The organism is Rhizobium sp. 21-4511-3d (genome assembly GCF_053522545.1).
Map to the genome: position 1 here is coordinate 1 of NZ_JBNWCF010000011.1, position 25606 is coordinate 25606.

General features: G+C 62.8%; 22 protein-coding genes. 6 read left to right on the plus strand and 16 right to left on the minus strand.

The annotated features are described in order from the left end of the window. Window positions 1-215: 215 nt before the first annotated feature. The 5 genes from ACQZ5H_RS22380 to ACQZ5H_RS22400 form a co-directional block, all read right to left on the minus strand. Window positions 216-686, minus strand: coding sequence for an SRPBCC family protein (locus ACQZ5H_RS22380; protein ID WP_449099021.1), 471 nt, complete (start codon window positions 684-686; stop codon window positions 216-218). A 4-nt stretch (window positions 687-690) separates the two neighbouring features. Then, window positions 691-1008: an ArsR/SmtB family transcription factor gene (locus tag ACQZ5H_RS22385; protein WP_449099022.1), complete on the minus strand. Its 318-nt coding sequence runs from the start codon at window positions 1006-1008 to the stop codon at window positions 691-693. Window positions 1009-1158: 150 nt separating this feature from the next. Beyond that, window positions 1159-3225, minus strand: coding sequence for a methyl-accepting chemotaxis protein McpU (mcpU, locus tag ACQZ5H_RS22390; RefSeq protein WP_449099023.1), 2067 nt, complete (start codon window positions 3223-3225; stop codon window positions 1159-1161). A gap of 214 nt (window positions 3226-3439) precedes the next feature. Further along, window positions 3440-4192, minus strand: coding sequence for a crotonase/enoyl-CoA hydratase family protein (locus ACQZ5H_RS22395; protein WP_449099024.1), 753 nt, complete (start codon window positions 4190-4192; stop codon window positions 3440-3442). A 7-nt stretch (window positions 4193-4199) separates the two neighbouring features. Beyond that, window positions 4200-5978, minus strand: coding sequence for an acyl-CoA dehydrogenase (locus tag ACQZ5H_RS22400; protein ID WP_449099025.1), 1779 nt, complete (start codon window positions 5976-5978; stop codon window positions 4200-4202). A 216-nt stretch (window positions 5979-6194) separates the two neighbouring features. Between ACQZ5H_RS22400 and ACQZ5H_RS22405 the strand changes: the two genes are divergently transcribed. Beyond that, on the plus strand, window positions 6195-7190 hold the full coding sequence (locus ACQZ5H_RS22405; protein WP_112712981.1) for a transporter: 996 nt from the start codon (window positions 6195-6197) through the stop codon (window positions 7188-7190). A 53-nt stretch (window positions 7191-7243) separates the two neighbouring features. Here ACQZ5H_RS22405 and ACQZ5H_RS22410 read toward each other — a convergent pair whose 3' ends face one another. Together ACQZ5H_RS22410 and ACQZ5H_RS22415 are read right to left on the minus strand one after the other, a co-directional pair. Further along, on the minus strand, window positions 7244-7702 hold the full coding sequence (locus ACQZ5H_RS22410; protein WP_449099026.1) for a BA14K family protein: 459 nt from the start codon (window positions 7700-7702) through the stop codon (window positions 7244-7246). Between the two features lie 161 nt (window positions 7703-7863). Further along, entirely contained in the window at window positions 7864-9108 is a 1245-nt protein-coding gene (locus tag ACQZ5H_RS22415; protein WP_130278948.1) for an aromatic ring-hydroxylating oxygenase subunit alpha, read from the minus strand. Between the two features lie 401 nt (window positions 9109-9509). Here ACQZ5H_RS22415 and ACQZ5H_RS22420 point away from each other — a divergent pair, with 401 nt between their 5' ends. The 3 genes from ACQZ5H_RS22420 (at window position 9510) to ACQZ5H_RS22430 (ending at window position 12636) form a co-directional block, all read left to right on the plus strand. Further along, window positions 9510-10115 (plus strand): DUF6656 family protein, encoded by a 606-nt coding sequence (locus ACQZ5H_RS22420; RefSeq protein WP_112712987.1) that lies wholly within the window; start codon window positions 9510-9512, stop codon window positions 10113-10115. Window positions 10116-10211: 96 nt separating this feature from the next. After that, on the plus strand, window positions 10212-11186 hold the full coding sequence (locus ACQZ5H_RS22425; protein WP_449099027.1) for an L-threonylcarbamoyladenylate synthase: 975 nt from the start codon (window positions 10212-10214) through the stop codon (window positions 11184-11186). Between the two features lie 19 nt (window positions 11187-11205). Then, entirely contained in the window at window positions 11206-12636 is a 1431-nt protein-coding gene (locus ACQZ5H_RS22430; protein WP_449099028.1) for an FAD-binding oxidoreductase, read from the plus strand. 17 nt (window positions 12637-12653) lie between these two features. Here ACQZ5H_RS22430 and ACQZ5H_RS22435 read toward each other — a convergent pair whose 3' ends face one another. After that, window positions 12654-15464 carry a DUF1217 domain-containing protein gene (locus tag ACQZ5H_RS22435; protein WP_449099029.1) on the minus strand — a complete coding sequence of 937 codons (2811 nt, stop codon included), beginning with the start codon at window positions 15462-15464 and terminating at the stop codon, window positions 12654-12656. Between the two features lie 312 nt (window positions 15465-15776). Between ACQZ5H_RS22435 and ACQZ5H_RS22440 the strand changes: the two genes are divergently transcribed. After that, a complete protein-coding gene (locus ACQZ5H_RS22440; protein WP_112714342.1) occupies window positions 15777-16343 on the plus strand; it encodes a DUF6101 family protein in 567 nt (188 codons plus the stop codon). Between the two features lie 71 nt (window positions 16344-16414). Here the strand turns inward: ACQZ5H_RS22440 and ubiA are convergent, their stop codons facing one another. The 7 genes from ubiA to ACQZ5H_RS22475 form a co-directional block, all read right to left on the minus strand. After that, a complete protein-coding gene (ubiA, locus tag ACQZ5H_RS22445) occupies window positions 16415-17374 on the minus strand; it encodes a 4-hydroxybenzoate octaprenyltransferase (protein ID WP_449099030.1) in 960 nt (319 codons plus the stop codon). A 101-nt stretch (window positions 17375-17475) separates the two neighbouring features. Continuing rightward, the gene (locus tag ACQZ5H_RS22450; protein ID WP_449099031.1) at window positions 17476-18072 is read right to left on the minus strand and encodes a GNAT family N-acetyltransferase; all 597 of its coding nucleotides are present in this window, start codon (window positions 18070-18072) and stop codon (window positions 17476-17478) included. Between the two features lie 16 nt (window positions 18073-18088). Continuing rightward, window positions 18089-18808, minus strand: coding sequence for an HAD family hydrolase (locus tag ACQZ5H_RS22455; protein ID WP_130278954.1), 720 nt, complete (start codon window positions 18806-18808; stop codon window positions 18089-18091). Between the two features lie 23 nt (window positions 18809-18831). Continuing rightward, the gene (gene waaA / locus ACQZ5H_RS22460; protein ID WP_112712999.1) at window positions 18832-20148 is read right to left on the minus strand and encodes a lipid IV(A) 3-deoxy-D-manno-octulosonic acid transferase; all 1317 of its coding nucleotides are present in this window, start codon (window positions 20146-20148) and stop codon (window positions 18832-18834) included. Between the two features lie 175 nt (window positions 20149-20323). Beyond that, entirely contained in the window at window positions 20324-20572 is a 249-nt protein-coding gene (locus ACQZ5H_RS22465) for a DUF4170 domain-containing protein (RefSeq protein ID WP_112713001.1), read from the minus strand. 61 nt (window positions 20573-20633) lie between these two features. Then, the gene (locus tag ACQZ5H_RS22470) at window positions 20634-21443 is read right to left on the minus strand and encodes a 3'(2'),5'-bisphosphate nucleotidase CysQ (RefSeq protein WP_449099032.1); all 810 of its coding nucleotides are present in this window, start codon (window positions 21441-21443) and stop codon (window positions 20634-20636) included. A 14-nt stretch (window positions 21444-21457) separates the two neighbouring features. Beyond that, window positions 21458-22804 carry a TldD/PmbA family protein gene (locus ACQZ5H_RS22475; RefSeq protein ID WP_449099033.1) on the minus strand — a complete coding sequence of 449 codons (1347 nt, stop codon included), beginning with the start codon at window positions 22802-22804 and terminating at the stop codon, window positions 21458-21460. Between the two features lie 106 nt (window positions 22805-22910). Here ACQZ5H_RS22475 and ACQZ5H_RS22480 point away from each other — a divergent pair, with 106 nt between their 5' ends. Continuing rightward, window positions 22911-24725 carry a monovalent cation:proton antiporter-2 (CPA2) family protein gene (locus tag ACQZ5H_RS22480; RefSeq protein ID WP_449099034.1) on the plus strand — a complete coding sequence of 605 codons (1815 nt, stop codon included), beginning with the start codon at window positions 22911-22913 and terminating at the stop codon, window positions 24723-24725. Here ACQZ5H_RS22480 and ACQZ5H_RS22485 read toward each other — a convergent pair whose 3' ends face one another. Continuing rightward, window positions 24726-25559 (minus strand): patatin-like phospholipase family protein, encoded by an 834-nt coding sequence (locus ACQZ5H_RS22485; protein ID WP_449099139.1) that lies wholly within the window; start codon window positions 25557-25559, stop codon window positions 24726-24728. Window positions 25560-25606 lie beyond the last annotated feature (47 nt).

Here is a 25606-nt window from a genome sequence, read left to right on the forward strand (position 1 = left end):
CGTCGCAACCATGCGAAAGCTCCTCACCATCCTCAACGCCATCATCAGGGACAACAAACCATGGCAAGACGCTTGACGCAGAAGACAGTCGCTCTCCCCCCGGGGAGAGGGTAGGGTGAGGGGGCTCCGGGCGCGGCAGATCTTCAGCAACGGCCTGGATCGAAGACAAAAATGCCCGCCTCCCCGCGGGCATCTTCAACTCATGTATAAACCGATCACGCGACCGGCTGGCCCGCCAGGAATACTCCGAGCTGGTCGAGCTGGCCCGCGATCCCCGCCTGGCGGTATTCGACCTTGTCGCCGCCGTCGAGGATGGTGATCTGTTCGGTGAGCACAACATGGGTGCCATCGGCGACCGGTGTCAGGCTGATCGTCGTCAGCGACGAGGAGATGCGGCGTTCGTTGTGGGACATCGTATAGGCGTAGACGATGCGGCGGTCCTTGACGATATCCTCGTAGCGGGCGTCGGCGACGTATTGGTCGCTCTTGCCGAAATCGAACTTGCTGACATCGCGGCCGCCGACGCGGAAGTCGTTCTCTGTATAGGTGGTGGTGAAGTTGTCGCCGATCGCTTCCCATTGCAGCCTGGCCTTCGGATCCGACCATGCGGCGAAGACGCGGGCGGGCGAGGCTTCGTAGGTGCGCTCGACGGAGAAGGTGGAATGGACCGTGCTGTATTCAGACATGCGCTTACTCCTCTACCTCTGGCATTTCCGGGTTGGCTTTCAGGTATTCTCCCAGCCTGTCGAGGCTGCGCTCCCAATGGGTGCGGCGCTCGTTGATCCAGCTTTCGGCCGAGCGCAGCGCCGATGGCTCGATGCGGCAGGTCCGCACGCGGCCGAGTTTTTCCGATTTCACCAGGCCGCTCGCCTCCAGCATCTGCAGGTGCTGCAGGACCGAAGGCAGGGCCATGGTGAGCGGCGCCGCCAGTTCCTTGACGGAGGCCGGCCCCTTGCACAGGCGATCGACCATGCTGCGCCGCGCCGGATCGGCCAGCGCCTGAAACATCAGATCAAGTGCATGCGATTGGTTAGGCATACACCTAACTATATGCATCCGCGGCTGCCTGTCAATAATAGTTAGGCAAATACCTAGCTATTTGCGCAAACAAAAATGCCCGCGTCTCCGCGGGCATTTTCAATTCAGGCACAGACCGTATCAGGCGACGCGGCGGTGGCCGGATGCGGTGGCATGGCCGGTGCCGAGATTGAACTGCGAGAGCAGCTGCATCAGCTTGGCGGCTTCCGCCGCAAGACCATGGCTGGCTGCCGTCTGCTCCTCGACCATGGCGGCGTTCTGCTGCGTGCCCTGGTCCATGGTGTTGACGGCCGTGTTGATCTCGTGGAGACCGGTCGACTGTTCGCGGGTGGCGGTGACGATCGCGCCGACGTGGCGGCTGATCTCCTGGACCTGCGCGACGATCGCTTCCAGCGACTTGCCGGTTTCGCCGACCAGCGTCACGCCGGAGCGGACCTGGGCGTTCGATGCGGTGATCAGCGCCTCGATCTCCTTGGCGGCCTTTGCAGAACGCTGGGCGAGCTCGCGGACTTCCTGGGCGACGACGGCGAAGCCCTTGCCGGCTTCACCGGCACGGGCTGCCTCGACGCCTGCATTGAGAGCCAGCAGGTTGGTCTGGAAGGCGATGTCGTCGATGACGCTGATGATGCTGGAGATCTGCTCCGAGGAGTGCTCGATGCCGGTCATAGCATCGACGGCCTTGCGGACGATCTCGCCTGACTGCTCGGCACCGTTGCGGGTGCGATCGACCAGATTGCCGGCTTCCTCGGCACGGCGGGCCGTGTCCTTGACGGTCGTGGTGATCTCTTCGAGCGCAGCTGCGGTTTCCTCGACAGAGGCTGCCTGCTGCTCGGTGCGGCGGGCAAGACCATCGGCGGCGGTGCGGATTTCGGCGGCACCGGCGTCGATCGCATTGGCATTGCTGCCAACCGTCTGGAGAGCGCCATGCAGCTTGCCGACAGCGCTGTTGTAGTCGTTGCGCAGGCGGTCGAGATGGGCGGCGAAGGGCGTCTCGATGCGGTGGGCGAGATTGCCGTCCGAGAGAGCACCGAGAGCGCCGCCAAGGGCGTCGACGGCGGTGCGGATTTCAGCGGCTTCGCGGGCCTTCTGCTGTTCGCGGTCCTGGCGCTCGCGCTCGGTCAGCGAACGGCCCTCTTCGGCCTCGCCTTCCAGACGCTGGCGGTCGATCGCGTTGGCCTTGAAGACCGCGACGGCTTCGGCCATCGAGCCGATCTGGTCGCGGCGCTCCTCGCCCGGAATGGCGACCGAGAAATCACCGGCGGCGAGCTTCTGCATCGCGGCGGTCATGGCGGTGACCGGCTGAACGACGAGGCCGTGCAGCAGCCAGGCCATGGCGGCGATCATCAGGCCGACGGCGAGAAGCGTTGCGATGGTGGCGGCAATCCGGAACTCGTTGAGCGAAGCGAAAGCCTTGTCGCTATCGACGACGAAGGCGAGATACCATTCGACGGTCGGCAGGCCGGTGACCGGCATGAAGCTGACGAGAACCGGCTTGCCGCCGAATTCCGTGGCGACGAGGCCGGAGCCGATCTTCGGCGTTTGCGCCGGGAAGGCATCGGCGAGCGTCTTGGTGACCAGCTTGGCATCCGGGTGGATGAGGATCTGGCCGCTCTTATTGACGAGGAAGGCCGTGCCCTGGCCGCCGAGATCGATCTCCTTGATCATCTTGACCATGGTTTCGAGCGAGAAGTCGCTGCCGACGACGCCGGCGAGCTTGCCATCGCGCTGGACCGGAACGGCCGCGCTGATGATCAGGTCGCCGCTGGAGGCATCGACATAGGGCTCGGTCATGACGCTGGCATTGGCCTTGACGGCATCCTGGTACCACGGGCGCTTGCGCGGGTCGTAGCCATCGGGCATCGGCAGCTTCGGCCACATGGTGAAGACGCCCTGCTCATCGCCGAAATAGGTGCTGACGAACTGGTTGGTGAGGATATCGTTCTGCAGGACGTTGAGCGTTCCGGCCTGATCGGCGGCGCGGCCGATGGCGTTGGCGACCATGGCGGTCAGCGTCACACGGCCGTTCATCCAGTTGGCGAGGCTGTGGGCAGCCTGCTCGCCAGACGACTGGATGTTGGCCTCGATCGAGGCTGTCGTCACGTCGCGCTGAACGGAGTTGATGTAATAGGAAAAGGCGGCAAAGGCCGCCAGAACCACGGCTGACGCGGCGACGAGGATGCGCGTCATCAAATTCGTCTTCTTCAAGTGCGTTCTTTCGAAGTATTCCACCGTCTCGTTTGCGCGGATGGACTGCGCGGCAACGCGGATCGGGCGAATGGGGTTGGGCAAAGCTCAGCAAAGCGCGTCATGCGCCCGGACGAATGGGCAATTCGTCACCCTTTGATTAGTAGGCTCGAATTAAAACACGCTTAAAATTTAGCTAAAACCCTATGTTTTTATATTAGCGCCGCATGAAGGCTTCGAAGGCTTTTCTTGCTTCATCGCTTTTCAACTGTGCGGTGAAGTGGCGCGCTTCTTCATCTATACGTGTAATAATCTCTTCGCGCGGGCCGCGGACGAGATCGCGGGCGATCCGCAGCGCGGAAGCGGGCTTGGCGGCGAGCTTGGCGGCGATCGCCAGCGTCAGATGCTCGACTTCACCCGGGGCGCAGACCTTCCAGATCAATCCGGCGTCGCGCGCGTCGGCCGCCGAGAAGTCCTCGCCTGCGGCCAGGAGAGCGAAGGCGCGTTGATGGCCCATGATGCGGGGAGCAAGCAGGCTGGAAGCAGCTTCGGGCACCAGCGCCAGATCGACGAAGGGGGTGCGGAACTGGCTGCGGAGGGAGGCGATGGTCAGGTCGCAATGCATGTGCATCGTCGTGCCGATGCCGATCGCCAGGCCATCGACACCGGAGATCAGCGGCTTGCGGGAGTTGACCAGCGCATAGAGGAAATCGAGGAGCTCGTGGCCGAGGCTGCCGCCCATCGCGGCAGCGAGGAAATCGGCGATATCGTTGCCGGCAGAGAATGCGCCGTCGGTGCCGAGAAAGGCGGTGGCGCGGATCGCCTCATCGGCATCGGCCGCCTTCAGCGCCTCGGTCACCCGCACATACATGGCGCGGGTGATGGCGTTCTTCTTTTCCGGGCGGTTGAAGCGGATGATCTGGACGCCGGGATGATCGACGGATTGCTCGACGATGATGTGATCGGTCATGATGTCCTCAGGCTAGGATGGCGCGGGCTGCGGCAAGGCTCGCGGCACCATTGACGGTGCGGTCCTTCAGGGCAGCGGTTTCGGAAAGCAGGTTTTCGGCGGCGAAGCGGCAGAGCGCGATGCGGCCCTCTTCGGCGCCGTCGCCGGTCTTGGCGAGACCGCCCTTGGCGAGGTAGCCGCTCGTCAACACCAGGCCGAACAGGCGCTGGTAGGGCGTGGCACCCGAGAGCGCTTCGGCGATCCTGCCATCGGCCTGCGCCTTCATCAGCCAATCCGTGGCTTCCGTCAGGTCGGCGATCGCGGCATCGAGACGGGCGGCGGTTTCGCCGAAGGAAGCGAGGTTCGAACCGCGCACGGCGTCAGCGATGGCGCTGAGCTCGGCGATGAAGCCCTTCACATGCTCCCCGTTCGAGAGCAGTAGCTTGCGGGTGACGAGGTCGATCGCCTGGATGCCGTTGGTGCCCTCGTAGATCGGGGCGATGCGGGCGTCGCGCAGGAAACGGGCGGCACCAGTTTCCTCGATGAAGCCCATGCCGCCGTGCACCTGGATGCCCAGCGAGGCGACGTCGACACCGGCGTCGGTGGCGAAGGACTTGGCGATCGGGGTCAGCAGGGCGGCGCGCTCCTGCCAGTGCCTGGTATCGCCGCTCCCCTGATGCGACATGTCGATGGCGTGGGCGCAGGAATAGGAGATGGCGCGCGCGCCCTGCGTCAACGCCTTCATCGTCAGCAGCATCCTGATGACATCGGGATGCTCGATGATCGGGCTCATGCCGGAACCGGTCCAGCCGGGCGCCTTGCCCTGGGTGCGTTCTTTGGCGAAGGCGATCGCCTTCTGGGTCGCCGCCTCAGCGATCGCCACGCCCTGCATGCCGACCGTCAGGCGGGCATTGTTCATCATCGTGAACATGCAGTTGAGGCCCTTGTTCTCCTCGCCGATCAGCCAGCCGATGGCGCCCTTCTCATCGCCGAACTTGCCGTCGCCATAGATCATCGTGCAGGTCGGCGAGCCGTGGATGCCCATCTTGTGTTCGAGCGAGTGGACGAAGACGTCGTTGCGGGCGCCGAGCGAACCATCGGCGTTCACCAGGAATTTCGGCACGAGGAAGAGCGAGATGCCGCGCGTTCCGGCAGGCGCATCCGGCAGACGGGCGAGGACGAGGTGGATGATGTTGTCGGTGGCGTCGTGTTCGCCCCAGGTGATGAAGATCTTCTGGCCGAAGATGCGATAGGTGCCGTCATCGCGGCGTTCGGCGCGGCTTTTCAGCGCTCCCACATCCGAACCGGCATGCGGCTCGGTGAGGTTCATGGTGCCGGTCCATTCGCCGGAGACCAGCTTCGGCAAATAGGCATTCTGCAATTCAGGCGAGCCATGGGCGCTGAGCGCCTCGACGGCGCCCATCGTCAGCGTCGGGCAGAGCGCGAAGGCGGTGGCGCCGGAATTCCACATTTCGAGGGCCGCGACATTGAGAAGGACGGGCAGCCCCTGCCCGCCGAATTCCTCCGGCCCGGTCAGGCTGTTCCAGCCGCCGGCGATCCATTCCTGATAAAGCTTCGCCCAGCCATCGGGGGTCTTCACCTCGCCATCGATAAGGCGGGAGCCCTGCCTGTCGCCGATCTCGGCAAGCGGGGCGACTTCTTCCGTCGCGAAGCGGCCGGCTTCGTTGAGGATCGCATCGACGAGGTCTTCGCCGAGATCGCCGAAGATGCCGCTATCCAGCGCATCCTTCAGACCAGCGACATGCTTCAGGGTGAAAGCGATATCCTCGACGGGCGCCTTGTACATCTTGTCTCCTCGCATCTCGGCCCTGCCCGTGGCAAAAGCCATCCTCCGCCGCCAGAGCTAATTGATTTTTACGTAAACGTCAATTTTGTTTTCCAATCTGCGCCATGATGTCCCGGCTCAAGTTTATTCGAGCCCTTGCACAAACTGGTGTCATGGAGAATCTCTAGAGCGGATTGCCAAAAAGAGAATGCCCGCATCGAAGAGGATCCCCCGCCGATGGATACATTGCCCGCCAATATTCCCGGCTTGATCTGGGCCTATCGATTTCCGGCAGGATCAAAGACGGCGATCCGGCTGGAAAACAGCGCGCAGGCGGCCGAGCTCACCGCGCAGGACGGTTTCTACTGGCTGCATCTCAATCTCGTCGATGCCCGCGTGCCGGCGCTGCTGGAGCAGCTTGCCGGGCTGAACGAAGACGCGCGGGCGGCGCTGACCACGCGCGATACGCATGCGGCGCTCACCGTCGACGAGCAGATGCTCTATGGAACGCTGGTCGACTGCCAGCGCGAATTCGATCAGGACACCGCCGATCTCGGCTGGCTGCATTTTGCGATCTCGGGCAAGTTCATCATCACCACGCGGCTGCAGCCGCTGCGCAGCGTCGATCGCGCGCGGATCATGATCGAGAAGAACCCGGCGAAGTTCGATCATCCGGCCGATATCTTCGAGCTCCTGGTCATCGAGTTCCAGCGCACGCTGATCTCAGTCGTCATGGACCTGACGGACGAGCTCAACCTGATCGAGGATTTCGTCTACGACAACACGCCGCGCGACGAGCGGCGGCGGCTGGCGCCGGTGCGCCGGACGATCGTGCGCCTTCACCGGCATCTGAGAAACGTGCTGACGCTGATGCGCCGCGCCTCGGCTTCAGACGAGGACGAGATGCCCTTCGGCTTCGAGGATATCGCCGGGCGGCTGACGAGCCGGCTGGAAGCAGTCGATCACGACATCTACGCCCTGCAGGAGCGCGCCCGCCTGCTGCACGAAGAAATCGACTCGAAGCTCTCCTCCGAGACCAACCGGCATCTCTACATCCTGTCGATCATGACCGCCTTCCTGCTGCCGCCGACGCTGGTGACCGGCTTCTTCGGCATGAACACCGCCAACCTGCCCTTCGCGCAGGGTACGGGGGGCACGGAATATGCGGTGGCGCTGATCCTCGCCTCCATCCTGTTTGCCTGGTGGCTCTTGAAGCGGGTCAACATTCTCTGACAGCAAAAAGCCCGGCATCTCTGCCGGGCTTTTGTCATTCCAATCGCTCGATATCAGTAGGGCGAATAGCACTGCTGACGCGGGCCGCCATAAGGCTGGAAGGTGTTGTCGTAGACGCGATACGAACGGTAGCGATTTTCGCACCAGCGGACATGCGCGGCCGTCAGGCGCGGCGCATAGGCTGGCGGCGGGGCGTAATAGCGCGGCTGCGAGGCGATCGCACCACCGATGATCGCACCGGCGCCGAAGGCAGCCAGCGGATACCAGTAGCCGTTATAGTGACGGTAGCCACGGCGGTAGTACGGATAGCCGCGATAACCGCCATACCAGCCCGCACCACGGCGCGGATAGTAGCGGCGATACTGGACATCCTGAATGTTGGATGCCTGCTGCTCCTGCTGTGTCGCGACAGGCGCTGCCGGCAGCGGCATTGCTTCAGACGGCAGGAAGCTTGTCAGCACCACGGCGGCGGACAAGACAGCGGCCGAAATCTTCTTACTGAGGCCAATCATCGTAGTTCTCCAATCCCAAGCGCAGAATTTGCCTGTCAGCAAACGCACGGGACAGGAAATTGTTCCCATCCGCGTCTTCTTCAAGCATGGGTTGAAGTTACGAAAGCGCCGATGAACCGGAGATTAACCGGGTCATCGGCGCTCGTCAGATCACGCGAATGTCAGGCGACGACGGAAAGCTTCGCCTGATCGCCCTGCAGGCGGTTGACCATAAAGTTGGTGTACCACTCGAGGAACTGCATGACGCCGCCTTCGTGGAGCATCGAATACGGACCGGGCTCGTAGGCCGGCGAATGGATGCCGAAGGCATTCTCTTCGACGATGCGGCGGTCCTGATCGTTGGTCTCGGTCCAGACATGTGTCAGTTCTTCGAGATCGTAGTCGACGCCTTCGACGGCATCCTTGTGAACGATCCACTTGGTGGTGACGGCCGTCTCGTTGGCGCTGAGCGGGATGACACGGAAGGAGATCGCGTGATCGCCGAGCAGGTGGTTCCAGGTCGTCGGGTAGTGGAAGAGCAACATGGTGCCGATGCGGTCGATGGTGACGTCTTCCGACAGCTTGCGCTTGACGGCCGGGCGGCCGGACATGGTGTAGCTCTCGGCATCTTCGATCAGCGGCATGCGGGCGGCGCGGAACTGGCCGTCCGGCGAGATCTGGAACTTGCTCGGCAGGCCGGCGGCCTCGCAGCGCGCCCAGTGGCCGGCGATCTCCGGATCATCGGCGCCGCCATCGGTGCCGGTGACGCTCGGGGCTTCCGGATAGGTGCGGCAGAGTTCCGGGTGGTTTGCGGCGCAGTGGTAGCACTCGCGATTGTTTTCCCAGACGAGCTTCCAGTTGCCCTTTTCGATGATCGTGCTCTGGAAGGCGATCTTACCTTCGGCCAGGCGATGCGGCAGCATGTAGGGAGTGACCATGTCGCGAACCGGCTGGAAGTCCGGCGCCTTGTCGGCAAGGCAGATGAAGATGTAGCCGCCGAAGCTTTCGCAATGGACCGGCTTCAGGCCGAAGCCGCTCTTGTCGAAATCGTCGCCCATGTGGCGGGCGAAGGCGAGCTTGCCGTCGAGATCGTAGGCCCACTGGTGATAGGGACAGACGAGACGCACCGACGAGCCGTGCTCCTTGGTGCAGACGCGCGAGCCGCGGTGACGGCAGGAATTGTGGAAGGCGCGGATGACATTGTCGCGGCCGCGGACGATGACGACGGGATACTGACCGATCTGCACGGTGAAATAGGCGCCCGCCTTCGGCAGTTCGCAATCGTGACCCATGAAGAGCCAGTCGCGGTAGTAGATCATTTCCATATCGAGCTTGAAATAGTCCTCGTCGATATAGAAGGGCTGCTCAAGGCTGAAGCCTTCGCGCCGGTTTTTGAGCTGCCGCAAAACGTTGCTGCGAATGTCCATTTGCATATCCTCGTGCAATCGGCTCAGCCATCAAAGGCATGGCTTTCGGAAGCGTCTGGCTTCCCTCCCTTTCGGGAGCATTGGTCATGGGGGCATTTAAGCACCGGGCATCCCCGGGTCTTGGTTGTAAAGCGACATCGGCTTCGAAATTGACGACAGGATGACGCGTGGCTGCGAAAATCGAGGCCCTGACGGATTTTCCACTCTTTTCCTTCGATTGCGACATTGCGAAAGCCACGGCGCAGACCCGTGCTCCGCTTGCCTTCTCTCGACATTATCCCAAATACGACACCGGGGTACTGCAAGTTTTCAGGGGTTGGCGCGGCTTGCGGCCTTAAGAGCACATTAAGCATGAACTCCTATTCTTGGGCCAAGGGACAAACGCTTACGGAATACGCGCCATGGCGAAACTTCGCTATTTCGACGTCAGGGACGAGACCAAACCGGAGGAGCCGCCAGCGGCGCCGCATTCCGAATTTCTGCGCACCGGGAAGATCACCCGGGAGCGGGCACACTGGCTGGCCGAAGAGCGCCGCTATCTCTCGCATCAGGAAGTCGCCGAAAAGACCGGCCGCAAGCTGCAATCGGCCGGTACCCAGGCGCATCAGCAGATCAACGGCTTCCACCGGGCGATCCAGTTTCCGAAGATGGTGTTTCACCGCACGCTGGCCGACAGCCCGCATCTCGGCTATTGCCATGTGACGGCGTCGCGGACGAAATTCGCCCGCTACGAGGAGGTCAGCTGGGCCTTCTACATCGCCAATTTCTACGCCGATATCGGCGATAACGACAATTTCTTCCACAAGATCAACATGCAGTATTCGCGCATGTATTTCGCCGTGGCGATCAAGCCGGGCGAACATACCGCGGAGAAGATGACGATCGACCGCACGGTGCGCGGCAACGGCGTGCTGTTCCGGACCGACGATCCGCAGGTGGCGATCAAGAACGTGCTGCTGCTCGGCGCACGCAACGAGCAGCTGCGCGAGATCATTCGCCAGCTCTGATCGGGATCATTCGTCCACTCTGATCGCATTCGCCAGCTCTGATATTGATCGCAGACGCTCAAGGGCCTATGGACTGCCTGACATCAAAGGCGGCCCATGGCACGGATCATCGACATTGCAGAGCATAAAGAGGAAGCGCTGAGCGCTGCCTCGGCCGTTCTCGGCGATGGTCATCCTGTCGCAATCCCGACGGAAACGGTCTACGGCCTTGCGGCCGACGCCACCAACCCTGCCGCCATCACACGCATCTACGAGACCAAGGGACGGCCGCAGTTCAATCCGCTGATCTGCCATATGGCCGATCTTGCCATGGCCGAGCGTTACGCGGTGTTCGATTCGCTGTCGCGGGCGCTCGCCCAGGCTTTCTGGCCGGGGCCGCTCACGCTGGTGTTGCCGCTGAAGCCCGAAAGCGGGATCCATGCGCTGGCGACTGCCGGTCTCGATACTGTCGGCATCCGCATTCCCAAGGGTTTTGCCGGTGACCTGATCCGCGCCTTCGACCGGCCGCTGGCCGCGCCGAGCGCCAATACCTCGGGCAAGATCAGCGCCACGAGCGCCGCGCATGTCGATGACGACCTCGGCGGCAAGATCCGGCTGATCCTTGATGCCGGCGCCAGCAAGGTCGGCGTCGAGTCGACGATCGTGAAGGTCGAGAATGGCGAACTGACGCTGCTTCGCCCGGGCGGTCTCGCCGCTGCCGAAATCGAGCGCGTCGCCGGCAAGCGGCTGCGCCGCCAGAAGAAGGCATCCGCCGCGATCGAGGCGCCGGGTATGCTGGCCTCGCATTATGCGCCGGTCGCCGCCGTGCGCCTGGACGCCAGCACGATCGCTGCAGGCGAGGCGGCGATCCTGTTCGGGCCGCGGGACATCGAAGGCATGGATAAGGCAGCGATCCGGCTGAACCTCAGCCCGGCAGGCGACCTTGCCGAGGCCGCTGCCAATCTTTTCGACTATATGAAGAAGGCCGACGCCAGTGGCGCGGCGACGATCGCCTTTGCGCCGATCCCCGACGAGGGGCTGGGCGAAGCGATCAATGACCGGCTGAGGCGGGCCGCCGCCCCGCGCGAATGACCAACAAGGATCAGGGCCAATGAGTGCTGCCGTTTCTGCCGAACTGCTCGACCGCTTTACCGCCATTGTCGGCGAGAAGCATGCGCTGCGCAGCGAAGCCGACCTGGCGCCGCACCTGATCGAGAACCGCGGCCTCTATCACGGCTCCTCCCCTCTTCTTTTGAAGCCCGGCAATGTCGAGGAAGTCTCGGCGATCATGAAGCTTGCGAGCGAGACCGGCACGGCCGTCGTGCCACAGACCGGCAATACCGGGCTCGTCGGCGGGCAGACGCCGCGCGAGAGCAAGTCCGATATCATCATTTCGCTCGAGCGGATGAACAGGATCCGCGACGTCGATCCAGTCGCCAATATTCTGGTTGCCGATGGCGGCGCGATTCTGGCTGAGGTGCAGAAGGCGGCAGAAGCGCATGGCAGGCTCTTTCCGCTGTCGCTCGGCTCGGAAGGGTCCTGCCGCATCGGCGGCAATCTCTCCACCAATGCGGGCGGCACCGCCGTGCTTGCCTATGGCAACATGCGTCAGCTCTGCCTCGGCCTCGAAGTGGTGCTGCCGACCGGCGAGATCTGGGATGGCCTGCGTCGCCTGAAGAAGGACAATACCGGCTACGACCTGCGCGACCTCTTCATCGGCGCCGAAGGCACGCTCGGGATCATCACTGGCGCCGTGCTGAAGCTCTTTCCGCAGCCGCTCGGCAGGCAGGTGGCCTTTGCCGGACTTCAGAGCGTCGAGGATGCGCTCGCCTTCTTCAATCTCGCAGGCAGCCTCTGCGGCACATCGCTAACCGGCTTCGAGCTGATGCCGCGCTTTGGCGTCGAGATCACCAGCAAGCATATCGAGGGCGTGCGCGATCCGCTGGAGAGCCCGCATCCCTGGTATGTGCTGATCGACATCTCAACCTCGGATTCAGCCGAGACCGCGGAGCGGATGATGAATGCGCTCCTGGAGAAAGGCTTCGAGGAAGGGCTGGTGCAGGACGCCACCATCGCCGCGTCGGTCGCCCAGCAGCAGGCGCTGTGGCACATGCGCGAGAGCATGTCGGATGCGCAGAAGCCGGAAGGCGGCTCGATCAAGCACGATGTCTCGGTGCCGGTGTCGAAAATCCCGCATTTCATGGCGGAGGCGAGCGAGGCGGTGCTGGCGGCGATGCCGGGCGCGCGCATCTGCGCCTTCGGGCACATGGGCGACGGGAATATTCACTACAACATCTCGCAGCCCGTCGGCGCCGACAAGGCCGCCTTCATCGGCCGCTGGCGCGAGATGAACGCGATCGTTCACGGCCTGGTGCGCGCCCATGGCGGCTCTATTTCGGCTGAGCATGGCATCGGTCAGCTGAAGCGCGACGAGCTCGCTTCTATCCGTTCCGATATCGAGATGGACCTGATGCGCCGCATCAAGCACGCTTTCGACCCCGCCGGGATCATGAACCCCGGCAAGGTGATCAGCGTCGATTAACCGAGAGTTCCGGCAGGCTAGCTCGAGCCGCCGCCGGCGAGGATCTGGAGGGCCGGCGCCTGCGTCGTGCTGTTCTGGATGTCGTACATCGCCGTGAAGCGCTTGACGAGCTTGTCGACCTTCGTGGGATCGCCGAGATCCTTGAGATCGATGAATTTCTGCAGCATCGACACCTGCTTGTCGACATCCATGCTGGACATCTGTGTCGGCAGGCTGAAAGCCGTCTGGACGACCTGGAACAGCGCCTTGTCGCCAAGGATCGTGTAGAGCGAGGTGATGTTGGGAGCCTGACGGGCAAAGTAGAGCGCCAGGCGGGTGCCGTCGTTGCTCTGACCCTGCTGGGTTTCCAGCTGCTGCGCGACATAGGCCGACTGAGTGCGGTCGAGCGCGCCCGCGTCCTGGACCGTGCCGAGCTTCGACCGGGTCATGTTGCCGTCCTTGTCGAAGTTGAAGTCGGCGACGATGTCCTTGAACTTGCTGTCGGCCTTGGTGTTCAGATAGCTCTTCTTGTCCTCGGGATCCGAGGTGAAGATCTTCTTCAGCGTATCCTTGTCGTAGTCCTTCGGATCGAGGCCGACGGACTTCAGGATGAAGTCGGTGAGCTTGCTGTTGCCGAGGAAGTCGTCAAGCGACTTCACATCGGCCATGCCCTTGGCGAAGTTGTCGACATCCGTCGTTGCGTCCTTGGATGCCTTGTCCTTGAGCGGGCCGTCGGCCATGTACATGGTCGCATGCGACTTGTAGTTCGTGGCGTACTTGGCCATCGAAGCGTCCGACAGCGGCGCCAGAGAGGGGCCGATCTTGCCGTCAGCGCCGAAGTTGAAGGCGCGGGCGAAATTGGTGATGCGATCGTCCTTCAGCGAGGCGACATAGCCCTTCGGATCGTAGGCATCGCTTGTCAGCACCTTGCGGGCCATCGACTTCGGAAGATCGGCTTCCGTCAGGCCGTAGGCCTGCAGCGCGACATGGTAGAGGTCCGGCAGGTCATCGTTCTTCTTGTCGAAGTCGATCTGCTTGTTGTCGCGAAGGAAGTCGTTGATATCCTTGATATCCGAGAATGTGCCGGTGCCGACGCTCGAGGTGATCAACTTCTTATAGTTGGAGGTGATATCGTCGATGAAGTCCTTCGCCTCATCGTCGTAGCGCGCCATGTACTGCTTCGAGACCTGCGCGGTATTGGCTGCGCTCTGGGCGCCATCGGGCGACGTAACAGTTCCATCCGCATTGAAATTGAAGGCATCGTGAAGATCCTTCAGGCCGAGCTGCGTGGCGAGGCCGCCGTTGACGAGCACCTGGCGCAAGCCGGTATTATCGAGGCCGTCGACGAGACCGCTGCCGTAACCATGCTTTCCAAGGCTGTAGGCGGCCTTGATATAGGAAGTCAGGCGGTCATCGGCCATCAGCTGATCGACGCTGGTGATCGTCTTAATGGTCTTTTCGAAATAGGCCTTGTTGAAATCGGCCGCCGCCGGCGTGACGTAGTAGACGTCGTCGGGCTCGCCCGGCACGTCGTCGTAGTCGACCACCTTCTGCAGCGAATTCAGCGTGTATTTCTCGACGATGCCGTTCTTCTGGTCGGTCGTCTGGGCCGAGCCCACCATCGAGCCATCGGCGTTGAAATTGAAATCCGACGGAGCATCCGGAGCGCCGACGGACGCCGCGAAGGTAGGGTCGGTCAGCATCTTCGTGACGTCGTCATCCGACATGGTCAGCGGCACGCCGAAGGCGATCTTGACGTAAGACGACAGCGCGGGATCGGCGACGATATCGTCGGCGCCGGTGACGGTTTCCATGATCCGCTTATAATAGGCCGTCGACTGATCGAAGCGCGCGGTCGTGGCGGCGGTCTGGTCCGCGGTCTGCGCGCTGCCGCTGACACTGCCGTCGGCATTGAAGCCGAAGGCGGAGTTCAGCGTCTTGTAGCCGCTCGAGGCTGCCGTCGCCGGATCTGTCAGGTAGGTCTTGAGGTCGGCGTCGGAAACGGTGTTGCTGACATTATAGACGACGCGGACGAAGTTGTTCAGCTTCTGGTCGGACAGGAGGTCGTCGACATTGGCGACGGTGCCGATCGTCGAAGCGAAATAGTCCTTGCCGTTGGCGTTCGCGCGATCGACGAGATCGGCCTGCTGCGCCGCGCTCTGCGGCGGCTGCGGCGGCGTGCTGCCGGTCGTGCCATCGGCGGCAAAATTGAAATACTTGGCCATGTCCTGATATTTGGCATTGGCCTGCGTATTCACGAAGCTGTTGGGGTCGTTGACGTCGCTGGTCAGAACGCTCTTCAGGAAGCTGCTCGACACATATGTGCCGTCGATGCCGAAGGTCGTCAGCACGAAAGCCTTGAGGCGCGGATCGGCGACGAGGTCGGTGACATTGTCGACATCGCGCATCGCGGACTTGAAATAATTGGATTCCGCGGCCGTATCCTGCCCGCTATCCTCGTAGGACGACGTGTAGAGGCCGATCGTGTCGTCTTCCTGCGCCGATGTCTGGGCCTGCGGGGCCGGCGTGTGAAAGTTATAGGCGGCGGCGAATGTCTTGTAGCGGGAATCGGCAAGCTTGTTGGCAAAGCTGTTCGGATCGGTCAGATCGCTTTCCAGCACCTTCTTCATGAAGGCCTTGGCATAGGTCATGTCGCTGAGGCCATAGGCCGTCATCGCATAGCTATAGAGCTTATAGTTGCCGAGAAAATCGTCTACATCTTTGACTTTATTGATGTTTTCCGCGTAATAGTCAGCGTTCTGCTTGACGGTCGCCTGGGACGAGACGCGATCGAGGCTCGTCTTCATGTCTTTCGACAACATCGCGTAAGCAACAGAAGATGAAATCATCCGGGCGACCCTTTGCGGGAAAATATCTAAAAGAATAACAGGATATCCTGTGCCGATTTTGCCACTTAAAGCTTACCCGAGGCTTACCGCTGCGGGTGCCGGAATGGCACATGTGCTTGTGAGACAACGTTCATATTCCAGAAACCCTGCCACATTCGATTTTGATAACCATCAGGAAAGGCAGCGTTTTCTTAACCGCAAATTTTAAGCGGTCCGGAAGAGCCGGCGCCTATTGTCGAGCCATAGAGGGCGAAAAGCCCCGAGGAGAAGACCGGAAACCGGCTCTCAGGTAAGACAAGGGTAGAAATGAACATGAACAACACCGTTATGAAGCCCGCATGGGCCGGTACGACTCTGCGCCTCGATCCGTCGCGCTTTCCCCAGCAGGTGAGCTACGCGATCCATGACGCCGCTGGCGACGTCAGCATAACGATCGACGAACGTGGCGCGATCCTGCGCAAAGTTCTCCCCTCCAGCGGCCTGCCGCTCTCCATCGCCCTGCCGAAACGTGCCTTCAAGGGCGTTGCAGCCCGGGCGATCGACCATGGCAATGGCGAAGTCACCGTCACTCTCGAGCTTCATCACGAAGATCCCGATCTCTGCGTTCCGCTGCTCGTTGCCCATGACCTCGGCGACATCGCCGCCGACTGGCGCGGCTGGTCGGAAGCCTTCCGCATTCCGATGCTGATGGTGGAAGCCGATGGCGTTGCCCGCCCGCTCGAAGAACATCTCGGCGAATTGCGCACCAGCCACATGAAGCCGCGCCGCCGCCACTCCTATTTCGCCAACCGCCGCCCGCGCTTCCTGGTGCGCCGCACCACCGGCAAGCTTGGCGTTTCGATGAAGATCGAAGGCAAGGAAATTATCGCCCGCAACTGAGCCAACAACTGGGATTGTGGCGAGATGCGTCAAACTGAAACCCGGCCTTGCGCCGGGTTTTTTCGTTTCGGTCAGGGAAGTGTGACGAGCAGCGAGACGAACAGGCCGCCAAAGATGATCAGACCGACGCGGTTGTTAGACTTGAAAAGGTAAAGGCACTGGTCGCCATCGTTGATATCGAGCTTGACGATCTGCCAGGCAAACATGCCGGCAGCGATGAGCAGGCCGAGATAGGCGAGCGGGCCGACGCCCGCGAGCACGAAGGCGAGCAGCATCAGGGCGAGCGTCAGGCCATAGAGCCCGATCAGCCACTGGCGGGTGCGGTCGCCGAAGAGGCGCGCGGTGGAGCGAACGCCGATCAACTCGTCGTCTTCCTTGTCCTGATGCGCATAGATCGTGTCGTAACCGATCGTCCAGACGACCGAGGCGATGTAGAGCGAGACAGCGGCGAAGGACAGCGTGCCGAAGGTTCCGGCCCAGCCCATCAGCGCGCCCCAGGAGAAGGCAAGCCCGAGGAAGAATTGCGGCCAATCGGTGAAGCGTTTGGCGAAGGGATAAAGCGCCACGATCGCCAGCGACAGGATGCCGAGAATGACGGCGAACCAGTTGAACTGCAGAAGCACGGCGAGGCCGACGAGCGCCTGGAGAACGATGAAGATCTTCGTCTGCGTGCGGGTGACGCGGCCGGAGGGCAGCGGGCGTGAGCGGGTGCGCGCCACTTCCATATCGATCTTGTGATCGACGAGATCGTTATAGGCGCAGCCGGCGCCGCGCATGGCAACGGATCCCAGGAAATAGAGGATCAGATGATAGATCGTCTGCCCGCCGGAAAAGCTGCCCGCGGCCGCCGCGGCATTGGCGGCCAGCGCCACCGACCAGAAGCACGGCCACATCAGAAGCTGCCAGCCGATCGGCCGGTCCCAGCGCGCCAGCTGCGCATAGGGCCAGAGCCAGGGCGGCAGGATCCGGTAAACCCAATTGTCCGAAGGCGCGTCGGCGACTCGCCCGTTCAGTCCGTCGATCTTTTGCATGGAGTCATGTAGCGACGCGTAATGCGGCGGGTCAAGCGGGCATGGTGGCGCGGGTGATCGGGTCGGCGGGAAAGCACGAGCCTTGAACGCAGCCTCCCGTCTCAGGCGGAAGCGAGCCGCGCCTTCAGCTGATCCTTCACCTGCGGCCATTCCGTATCGATGATGCTGAAGCGCACCGAGTTGCGCTTGCGACCATCAGGCATGATGCGCTCGTTGCGGATGATGCCTTCCTCGACCGCGCCGAGCCTGACGATCGCCCTGCGCGATCGCTCGTTCAATTCATCGGTGGTGAATTGGACCCGGATGCAGTCCAGCACCTCGAACGCATATTCCAGCATCAGGAACTTCGCCTCGGTATTGACGAAGCTGCGCTGCCATGAGGCGCCGATCCAGGTATGCCCGATCTCGACATTGCGGTTGACGCGGTCGAGCTTCCAGAAGCGCGTGCTGCCGACGACCTGATCCCCGGCGACCGTCACGAAAGGAATGATCGTCCCGGCTTCACGGCCCGCAATCGCGGTGTCGATATAGGTGTCGATCGTCTCGGCGCTCGGGACGGCGGTGACCTTCAGGTCCCAGAGATTGCCGTCAGCGGCTGCGGCCAGGAGCACGGCCCTATGCTGCTTCTCCAACGGAACAAGCGTCAGGCGCTCACCACGCAAGGTCGGCTTCATCGCTGATCGGGGATCGAATGTCATATAGTTCGGGCCTGGACTAGGCCGGCTGGAGGCCGGGCAGCAGGGTTTCGAGCTCGGTGATATCGTTGAGGCAGTAGTCGGATGCGGCGGAGAGGGATTCGCGGGAGCCGGTGCCTGTCAGCACGGCGACCTTGAGGCCGGCATTGGCGTTGTGGCCCATGTGCAGGTCGTGGTTGTTGTCGCCGACGACGGCGATTTCGGAGGGGGCGAGACCGGTTGCCTTGCAGAAGCCGAGGACCATTCCGGCTTCCGGCTTGCTGCCGAAGCCGCTGTCGTAGCCGGCGATATAATCGACATACTGGGCGAAGCCGAAGCGCTGGGCCGTCTGGCGGATCGAGCGTTCGTTGTCGCTGGAGGCGATGCCGAGCTTGAAGCCGCGGGCATGAAGGCGGGCGAAGAAGCCGGCGAGATCGGTGACCGGAACCGAAAACTCGGCGGCGTTGGAAAACAGCGTGTCGAGCTTGATGGTGAGCTCGGTGACCTCGACCCTGGAGCCGGCAGCGACGAGGCCTTCGGCGATCTGGCGGGTGTTGCCGGCGGCAAGCAGGCTGTCGGGGACGATATGGCCGCTGACGGGATCCATGCCGGTTTCGCGCAGCAGGTGATCGGCGAGCGCGGCATCGTCCTGCGAGGCGATGCGGGCAAGCTCGCGGTTCACCGGCAGCCAGCTCTCGTCGTAATCGAGGAGCGTGCCGTCCTTGTCGAAGAGAATGCCCCTGATACCGTCGAGTGCCATCGTATCCCTCAGCCTTGTATCCCTCAGCCTTGCGCCGATTTCGGCAGCAGCCTTGCCTTCACCGTCAGCGGATTGATGTAGGGCTCGAGCGCCTTCACCGTTGCCGTCAGTGCTCCGCGCATTTCTTGCACGGCCGCGATGCCGGCCTCGATCATATTGCGGCGCGCTTCGTCGTTGATGAGCAGATAATGCACGCCCTTGGCCAGCATCTCGGTATCGCGCACCATGCGGGCGCTGCCGCGGCGGGCGAGCTTCTGGTAGGCCTCGCGGAAATTCTGGACGTTGCTGCCGGAGAGAACGGCGCATCCGAGCATGGCCGGTTCCAGCGGGTTCTGGCCGCCTTCGGCATAGAGCGAGCGGCCGACGAAGACCACTTCGGTGAGCCGGAGATACAGCCCCATCTCGCCGATCGTATCGCCGAGGAAGATATCGACATCGGGCGAGATAACGTCGTTGCGGGTGCGGCGCGCGACTTTCAGGCCCTGGGCGACCAGCATCTGCTCGATCTCGTCGGAGCGCTCGGGATGGCGCGGCACGATGATCGTCAGCTGGTTGTTGCGGTCCTTCAGCGTGCGGTGGACGACGGCTGCGGCATTTTCCTCGCCATCGAAGGTGGAGACGGCGGCCCAGGTCTTGCGATCGCCGATCTGCTGCTTGTAGCGGGCAAAGAGATTGGCGTCATAGGGCGGCGCGTCGGTATCGACCTTGAGGTTGCCCGAGGTCATCACATGCCGGGCGCCGAGATCGCGGAAGCGTTCGGAATCGACGTCGGACTGGGCAATGACCAGCGCCAGGTTCTCGAACAGCGCCTCGGCGATCGACGGGCGGCGCTGCCAGCGGGCGAAGGAGCGGTCCGACATGCGGGCATTGACGAGGATCTGCGGAATGCGGCGGCGGCCGAGCTCCATCATCGTCGCCGGCCAGATTTCGGACTCGGCGATGATGGCGCAATCGGGCTGCCAATATTCGAGGAAACGGCTGACGGCCGGCTTCAGGTCGAGCGGCACATATTGGTGGATCGCATCACCGCCGAGACGATCGGCGGCAACCTTGGCCGAGGTGATCGTTCCCGTCGTCAGGATGACGTGGATATCGCGGCGGCGGATTTCGCGGATCAGCGGAATGACGGCATTGGTTTCGCCGACGCTTGCGGCATGGAACCAGACGAGCGGGCCCTGAGGCCGGTTGGCGCTCGCATAGCCGAAGCGTTCCGTCCGGCGCGCGCGCTCTTCCTTGCCCTTGGCAGTGCGGTAGGCGAGATAGGCGCCGACCAAAGGCGTCGCCATGACACCCGCGGTCCTGTAGACGCCCAGCGCGAAACGCGCTCCCGGCGAACTCATGTAAAATGCCTCCGATCAGCAATGATCGACATCAAACCCATTCCCCAATTATTGTTGCGGCCGCAATGGCCGATTAATTTGTTCAGAATGCGTCATTCGACGGCAGCGGGCGCAATACGCGGGCATGAAACGGCGCCGCCGCGAGGGCGGCTACCATGCTGAAAAGCCTATAAAATCAGTTGCTGCCGGCCTTGTCCTGCGGATCGAGCAGGCGGTGCATGTGGACGATGAAGTAACGCATATGTGCGTTGTCCACGGTCGACTGTGCCTTGGCCTTCCACGCGGTCAGCGCGGATGCGTAATCCGGGAAAATGCCAACGATATCGAGATCCTTGAGATCGCGGAACTGAACGTCCGTCAGGCTTTCCAATTCGCCGCCAAAAACGAGGTGCAGGAGCTGCTTCTTACCGCCGGATTCCGTCATTTTCTTCTCTTTCTTTTCTGGTCTCCTCCGCGCTTTCATCTGCGGGATTTTGACGAAAACGTCAACTGCTTCGTATCGAAGCCAGTCCTTCCAGAAACTCTGCCATGCGCGGGGCCGCCGCGCCGCAAAGCGCCCCATGGCTGACCTCGGCGCGATTGTAGCACACGGGCACGCCGTCGAGGCCGGTGAGCTCGCCGCCGGCGCGCGCGAGGATGAGGTCGGCGGCGGCGAGATCCCAGTCATGCGAAGTCGGTTTGACGAAGGTGCCTTCGAGGCGGCCATCGGCGACCATGGCGATGCGATAGGCGAGCGAGGGCACATGCCGGACGCGCTCGATGCGGCTGCGGAAGGGCGCCGGGAAGGCCTTCAGCAGATCCTCGCCGACGGCAAAGCGGCTGACCGTTTCCGGTCCGCGGGCGGAGACTGAGATCGGCTCGCCATTCTTCAGCGCCGGGCCGCCTTCGACGGCTTCGAACAATTCGTCGAGCGCCGGGGCATAGAGGACACCGGCGACCGGGCGGCCGCGATGAACGACGGCAACGCTGACGCACCAAAGAGCCTGACCGCCGAGGAAGGCGCGGGTGCCGTCGATCGGGTCGATGATGAAGACAGTTTCGCTGGCGAGACGCGCGGCGCTGTCCTCGGTCTCCTCTGAGAGCCAGCCGTAAGTTGGGCGGGCAGCACGCAGGATCTTCTCAAGGGTCTCGTTGGCGGCGAAATCGGCGGCGCTGACCGGCGAGCGGCCCTCGTTCTTCCACCAGACCTCGGGCGACTGATTGAAATAGCCGAGCGCCACTTCACCCGCCTGCTTTGCGGCATCGGCGATCAGCGCGAGATCGCTCTGCCAGCGGGCGTTTACGGCGTCAGTCATCTGTCTTCCAATCTTCAGCGCCCGGCGAGCGTCATGCCCTCGATGGCGAGCGTCGGGGCTGCGACGCCATATTTGCGATCGATATCGTTTGCGGGGGTGACGCGCATGAACATCTCCTTGAGGTTCGAGGCGATCGTCACCTCGGAGACCGCAAAGGTCAGCTCGCCATTCTCGATCCAGAAGCCGGTGGCGCCGCGGCTGTATTCGCCGGTGATCATGTTGACGCCCTGGCCGATCAGCTCGGTCACGTAGAAGCCATTGCCGACGCTGCGGATCAGCTCCTCGGGCGAGATATCGCCGGGTTCGAGCGCCAGGTTGGTGGAAGCCGGCGTCACCGAATTTCCGCCGCGCACGCCGCGGCCGTTGGTTTCCATGCCGATCTCGCGGCCGGTCGACGTCGACAGGAACCAGTGGTTCAGAACGCCGTTCTCGATCATCACCAGCTTTTCGCCCGAGATCCCCTCGCCGTCGAAGGGGCGCGAGGCCGGGCCGCGGACGATCAGCGGATCGTCGGTGATCGACAGGCCGGATTTGAGGACCTGCTGGCCCATCTTGTCGCGCAGGAAGCTGGTCTTGCGGGCAACCGAGGCGCCGTTGATGGCACCGGCGATATGGCCGACGAAGCCGCGGGCGATGCGCGGGTCGAAGATGACGGTGACGTCCTTGCCTGTCGGCACCTGGCGCGGGTTGATGCGCTTGACCGTGCGCTCACCGGCGCGGCGGCCGATCTCTTCGGGGGCGTCGAGCTCGGCGTAATAGATGCGGCTGTCGAAATCGTAATCGCGCTCCATGCCGGTGCCTTCACCGGCGATGACGCTGACCGAGCGGCCGAAGCGCGAGCCCATATAGCTGCCTTCGAAGCCATGCGAGGTGACGAGAACCATGCCGCCCATGCCGCCGGAGGCACCGCCGCCGGAGGAATTGCTGACGCCCTTGACGGCAAGTGCGGCCGCTTCCGTCGCCAGCGCCGCTTCGCGCAGCATGTCCGACGTCACTTCGGTGCGGTCGAGCAGCTGCAAATCGGGATAGGACTTGGCGAGGTTCTTCTCGTCTGCCAGGCAGGCGAAGGGGTCTTCGGGCGATACCTTGGCCATGGCGACGGCCCGCTCGGCGAGTGCCGTCAGGTCGAAACCGGGATTGGCGGAAACGCTGGCAACCTTCTTGCCGACGAAGACGCGCAGCGAGAAGTCGTCGCTCTCGGAAGACTCCATGCCCTCCACCTTGCCGAGCCGGACGCTGACGGATTGCGACCGCGAGCGGACGACCACCGCGTCTGCGGCATCGGCACCGGCTTTCTTGGCAAGATCGATCAGCTGGCTGGCACGGGAAAGAAGTGTCGAGGAATCGATTTCTGAGGACATGATTTGGCCTTTCCTTCCGGTTCCATTTATTGTGCAGTTCGGAAAGCATCAAGGCCGCGGCCGCCGATTCTTTTTCCCGCCCCATCACCGAACGAGTTTCCGACGCATGTCTGCCCCTAATGCCTTTTTCTCCGAAACCATCCTGCTGCTCGGCGGCGCCGTCGTCGCGGCCCCGATCTTCAAGAAGCTCGGGCTCGGCACCGTGCTTGGCTATCTCGCCGCCGGCGTGGTGATCGGGCCGGTTTTCCACGGCATTACCGATGGCGAGCAGATCCTTGGCGTCGCCGAACTCGGCGTCGTCTTCCTGCTGTTCATCATCGGCCTGGAGCTGAAGCCTTCGCGCCTCTGGCAGATGCGCCGCGACATTTTCGGCCTCGGTACCGCACAGGTGCTGCTGACGGGACTGGCGCTGACGGCGCTTGCCTATGTCTCCGGCGTGCTCGAATGGCGTGGCAGCATCGTTGCCGGCTTCGGGCTGGCGCTCTCCTCCACCGCCTTCGCCATGCAGATCCTCGAGGGTACCGGCGAATTGAACACGAAATACGGGCAGCGCTCGTTCTCGGTGCTCCTGCTGCAGGATCTGGCGATCGTGCCGCTGCTGGCGCTGATCACCGTGCTCGGCGGCGGCGGCAGCGAGGGTGGGGATCAGCCGTTCCTCGATTTCGGGATCGCAATCGGCGCGGTCGTGGCGATGATCGTCATGGGACGCTATCTGCTGACGCCGCTGTTCCAGGTGATTGCCCGCACCGGCGCCCGCGAAGCGATGATCGCCGCCGCGCTCTTCGTCGTCATGGGTTCGGCGACACTGATGCAGTTTGCCGGCTTGTCGATGGCGATGGGCGCATTCCTGTCCGGTATCATGCTGGCGGAATCCTCCTACCGGCATGAGCTGGAGGCGGATATCGAACCGTTCCGCGGCGTGCTTCTCGCTATCTTTTTCATCGCCGTCGGGCTCTCGCTGGAGCTTGAGGTGCTGGTCGACAATGCGCTGTTCATCGTCGCCGCCGTGCCTGTGATCATGGCGGTGAAGGCCGCGGTCATTTATGGGCTTTGCCGCGCTACGGGATCGCAGCACAACGACGCGATCCGCATCGCCTTCCTGCTGCCGCAGGGCGGCGAGTTTGGCTTCGTGCTGTTTACCGCCGCGGCGACCGCGGGCCTGATGCCATCGAGCACTGCCTCGCTTCTGGTCGCCATCGTGACGCTGACGATGGCGCTGACGCCGATCGGCTCGGCGCTTTCGAGGCGGCTGTTGAAGGGCGACGAGCATGAAGAGCTGGACGAGGACTTCGTCGGCGCCGGGGCCGACGTGCTGATGGTCGGCTTCTCGCGTTTCGGCCAGATCGCCGCGCAGATCCTGCTTGCCGGTGGCCGCGACGTGACGGTCATCGACTTCTCCGCCGACCGTATCCGCCAGGCATCGTCCTTCGGCTTCCGCATCTATTTCGGCGACGGGACGCGCAAGGATGTGCTGCGCTCGGCGGGCATCGACAAAGCGAAGATCGTCGTCGTCTGTACGCAGAAGCGGGAGATTACCGACAAGGTGGTGGAGCTCGTGCAGGCCGATTATCCGCACGCAAAACTCTTCGTGCGCTCCTATGACCGCATCCACTCGATCGCGCTGCGCAATCAGAATGTCGATTACGAGCTGCGCGAAACGCTGGAATCCGGTCTGCTCTTCGGCCGCCGGACGCTGGAGGCTCTCGGTGTCGGCGAAGCGGAAGCCTATGAGATCGGCGAGGATATTCGCCGCCGCGACGAGGAGCGGCTGGTGCTGCAAGTCTCGGAAGGCCTGCAGGCGGGTCGCGACATGCTGTTTTCGCACCCCGTCCGGCCGGAACCGCTGGTCAAGCCGAAGCGCTCGATGGAGATGGACGAGGACCCCTTGGCGGGGCCGGCCGATGTTACTGCCGACGCTTAGCTAAGCTTTCAAACGCGCTTCGAACTGACGGTCGAGTTCGCGTTTCAGGTCGTCTTTGACGCCCGCGGACATGGCGAGCACTTCGCGGGCCTTGAGGAAATCCATGACGCCGGTGCGGCCGACCGTGGGGCGCAGGAAGATGTGCGGCGGCTGGATCTTCAGCTTCAGCGTGATCGCCGTCTGCATCATCAGCTGGCCGGAGCCGAAGATGCTCTCCATGCGGTTCGGGATATGGGTGCCGTCGCCTTCGGGGGCGCCGACGACATCGATGCCGATGACGATATCGGCGACATCCATCAGGCATTCATAGGGAACGGGATTGCTGATGCCGCCGTCGATCATGACGCGGTCGTTCATGCGCACGGGCATGAAGACCGCGGGGATCGAAGAGGACGCGGCAAGTGCGGGGAAGAGCTGGCCGTGGTCGATGATGACTTCGCTCTGGCCGTAATAATCGGTGGTGATCACCTGCATGGGCACGAGCAGGTCTTCGAAGCGATCCGGCAGGTCTGCGGGCAGGAAAGCCTTGAGGATGCGCTCCAGATTGAACTGGCCGATGCGGATGCCCTTGGCGACGGCATCGCGCACCGTCTGCGGGCGCAGGCCCCAGATGCGGCTGACGACCGCGGTCTTGTTGCCGACGGTCATCAGCGCGTGTTCGCGGATCGCCTCGCCGGTCATCCCGGCCGCCATGCCGGCGCCCATGATGGCGCCGATCGACGAGCCCGAGATCGCCACGGGGCGAATGCCGAGCTCATCCAGCGTTTCGATGACATGGATATGGGCGAGGCCGCGGGCACCGCCGCCGCCGAAAGCGACTGCGACGGTCGGCATGGCGCTGACGGGCGTCAGGCCATCCGTGGCAGGTATCACGCTATTCA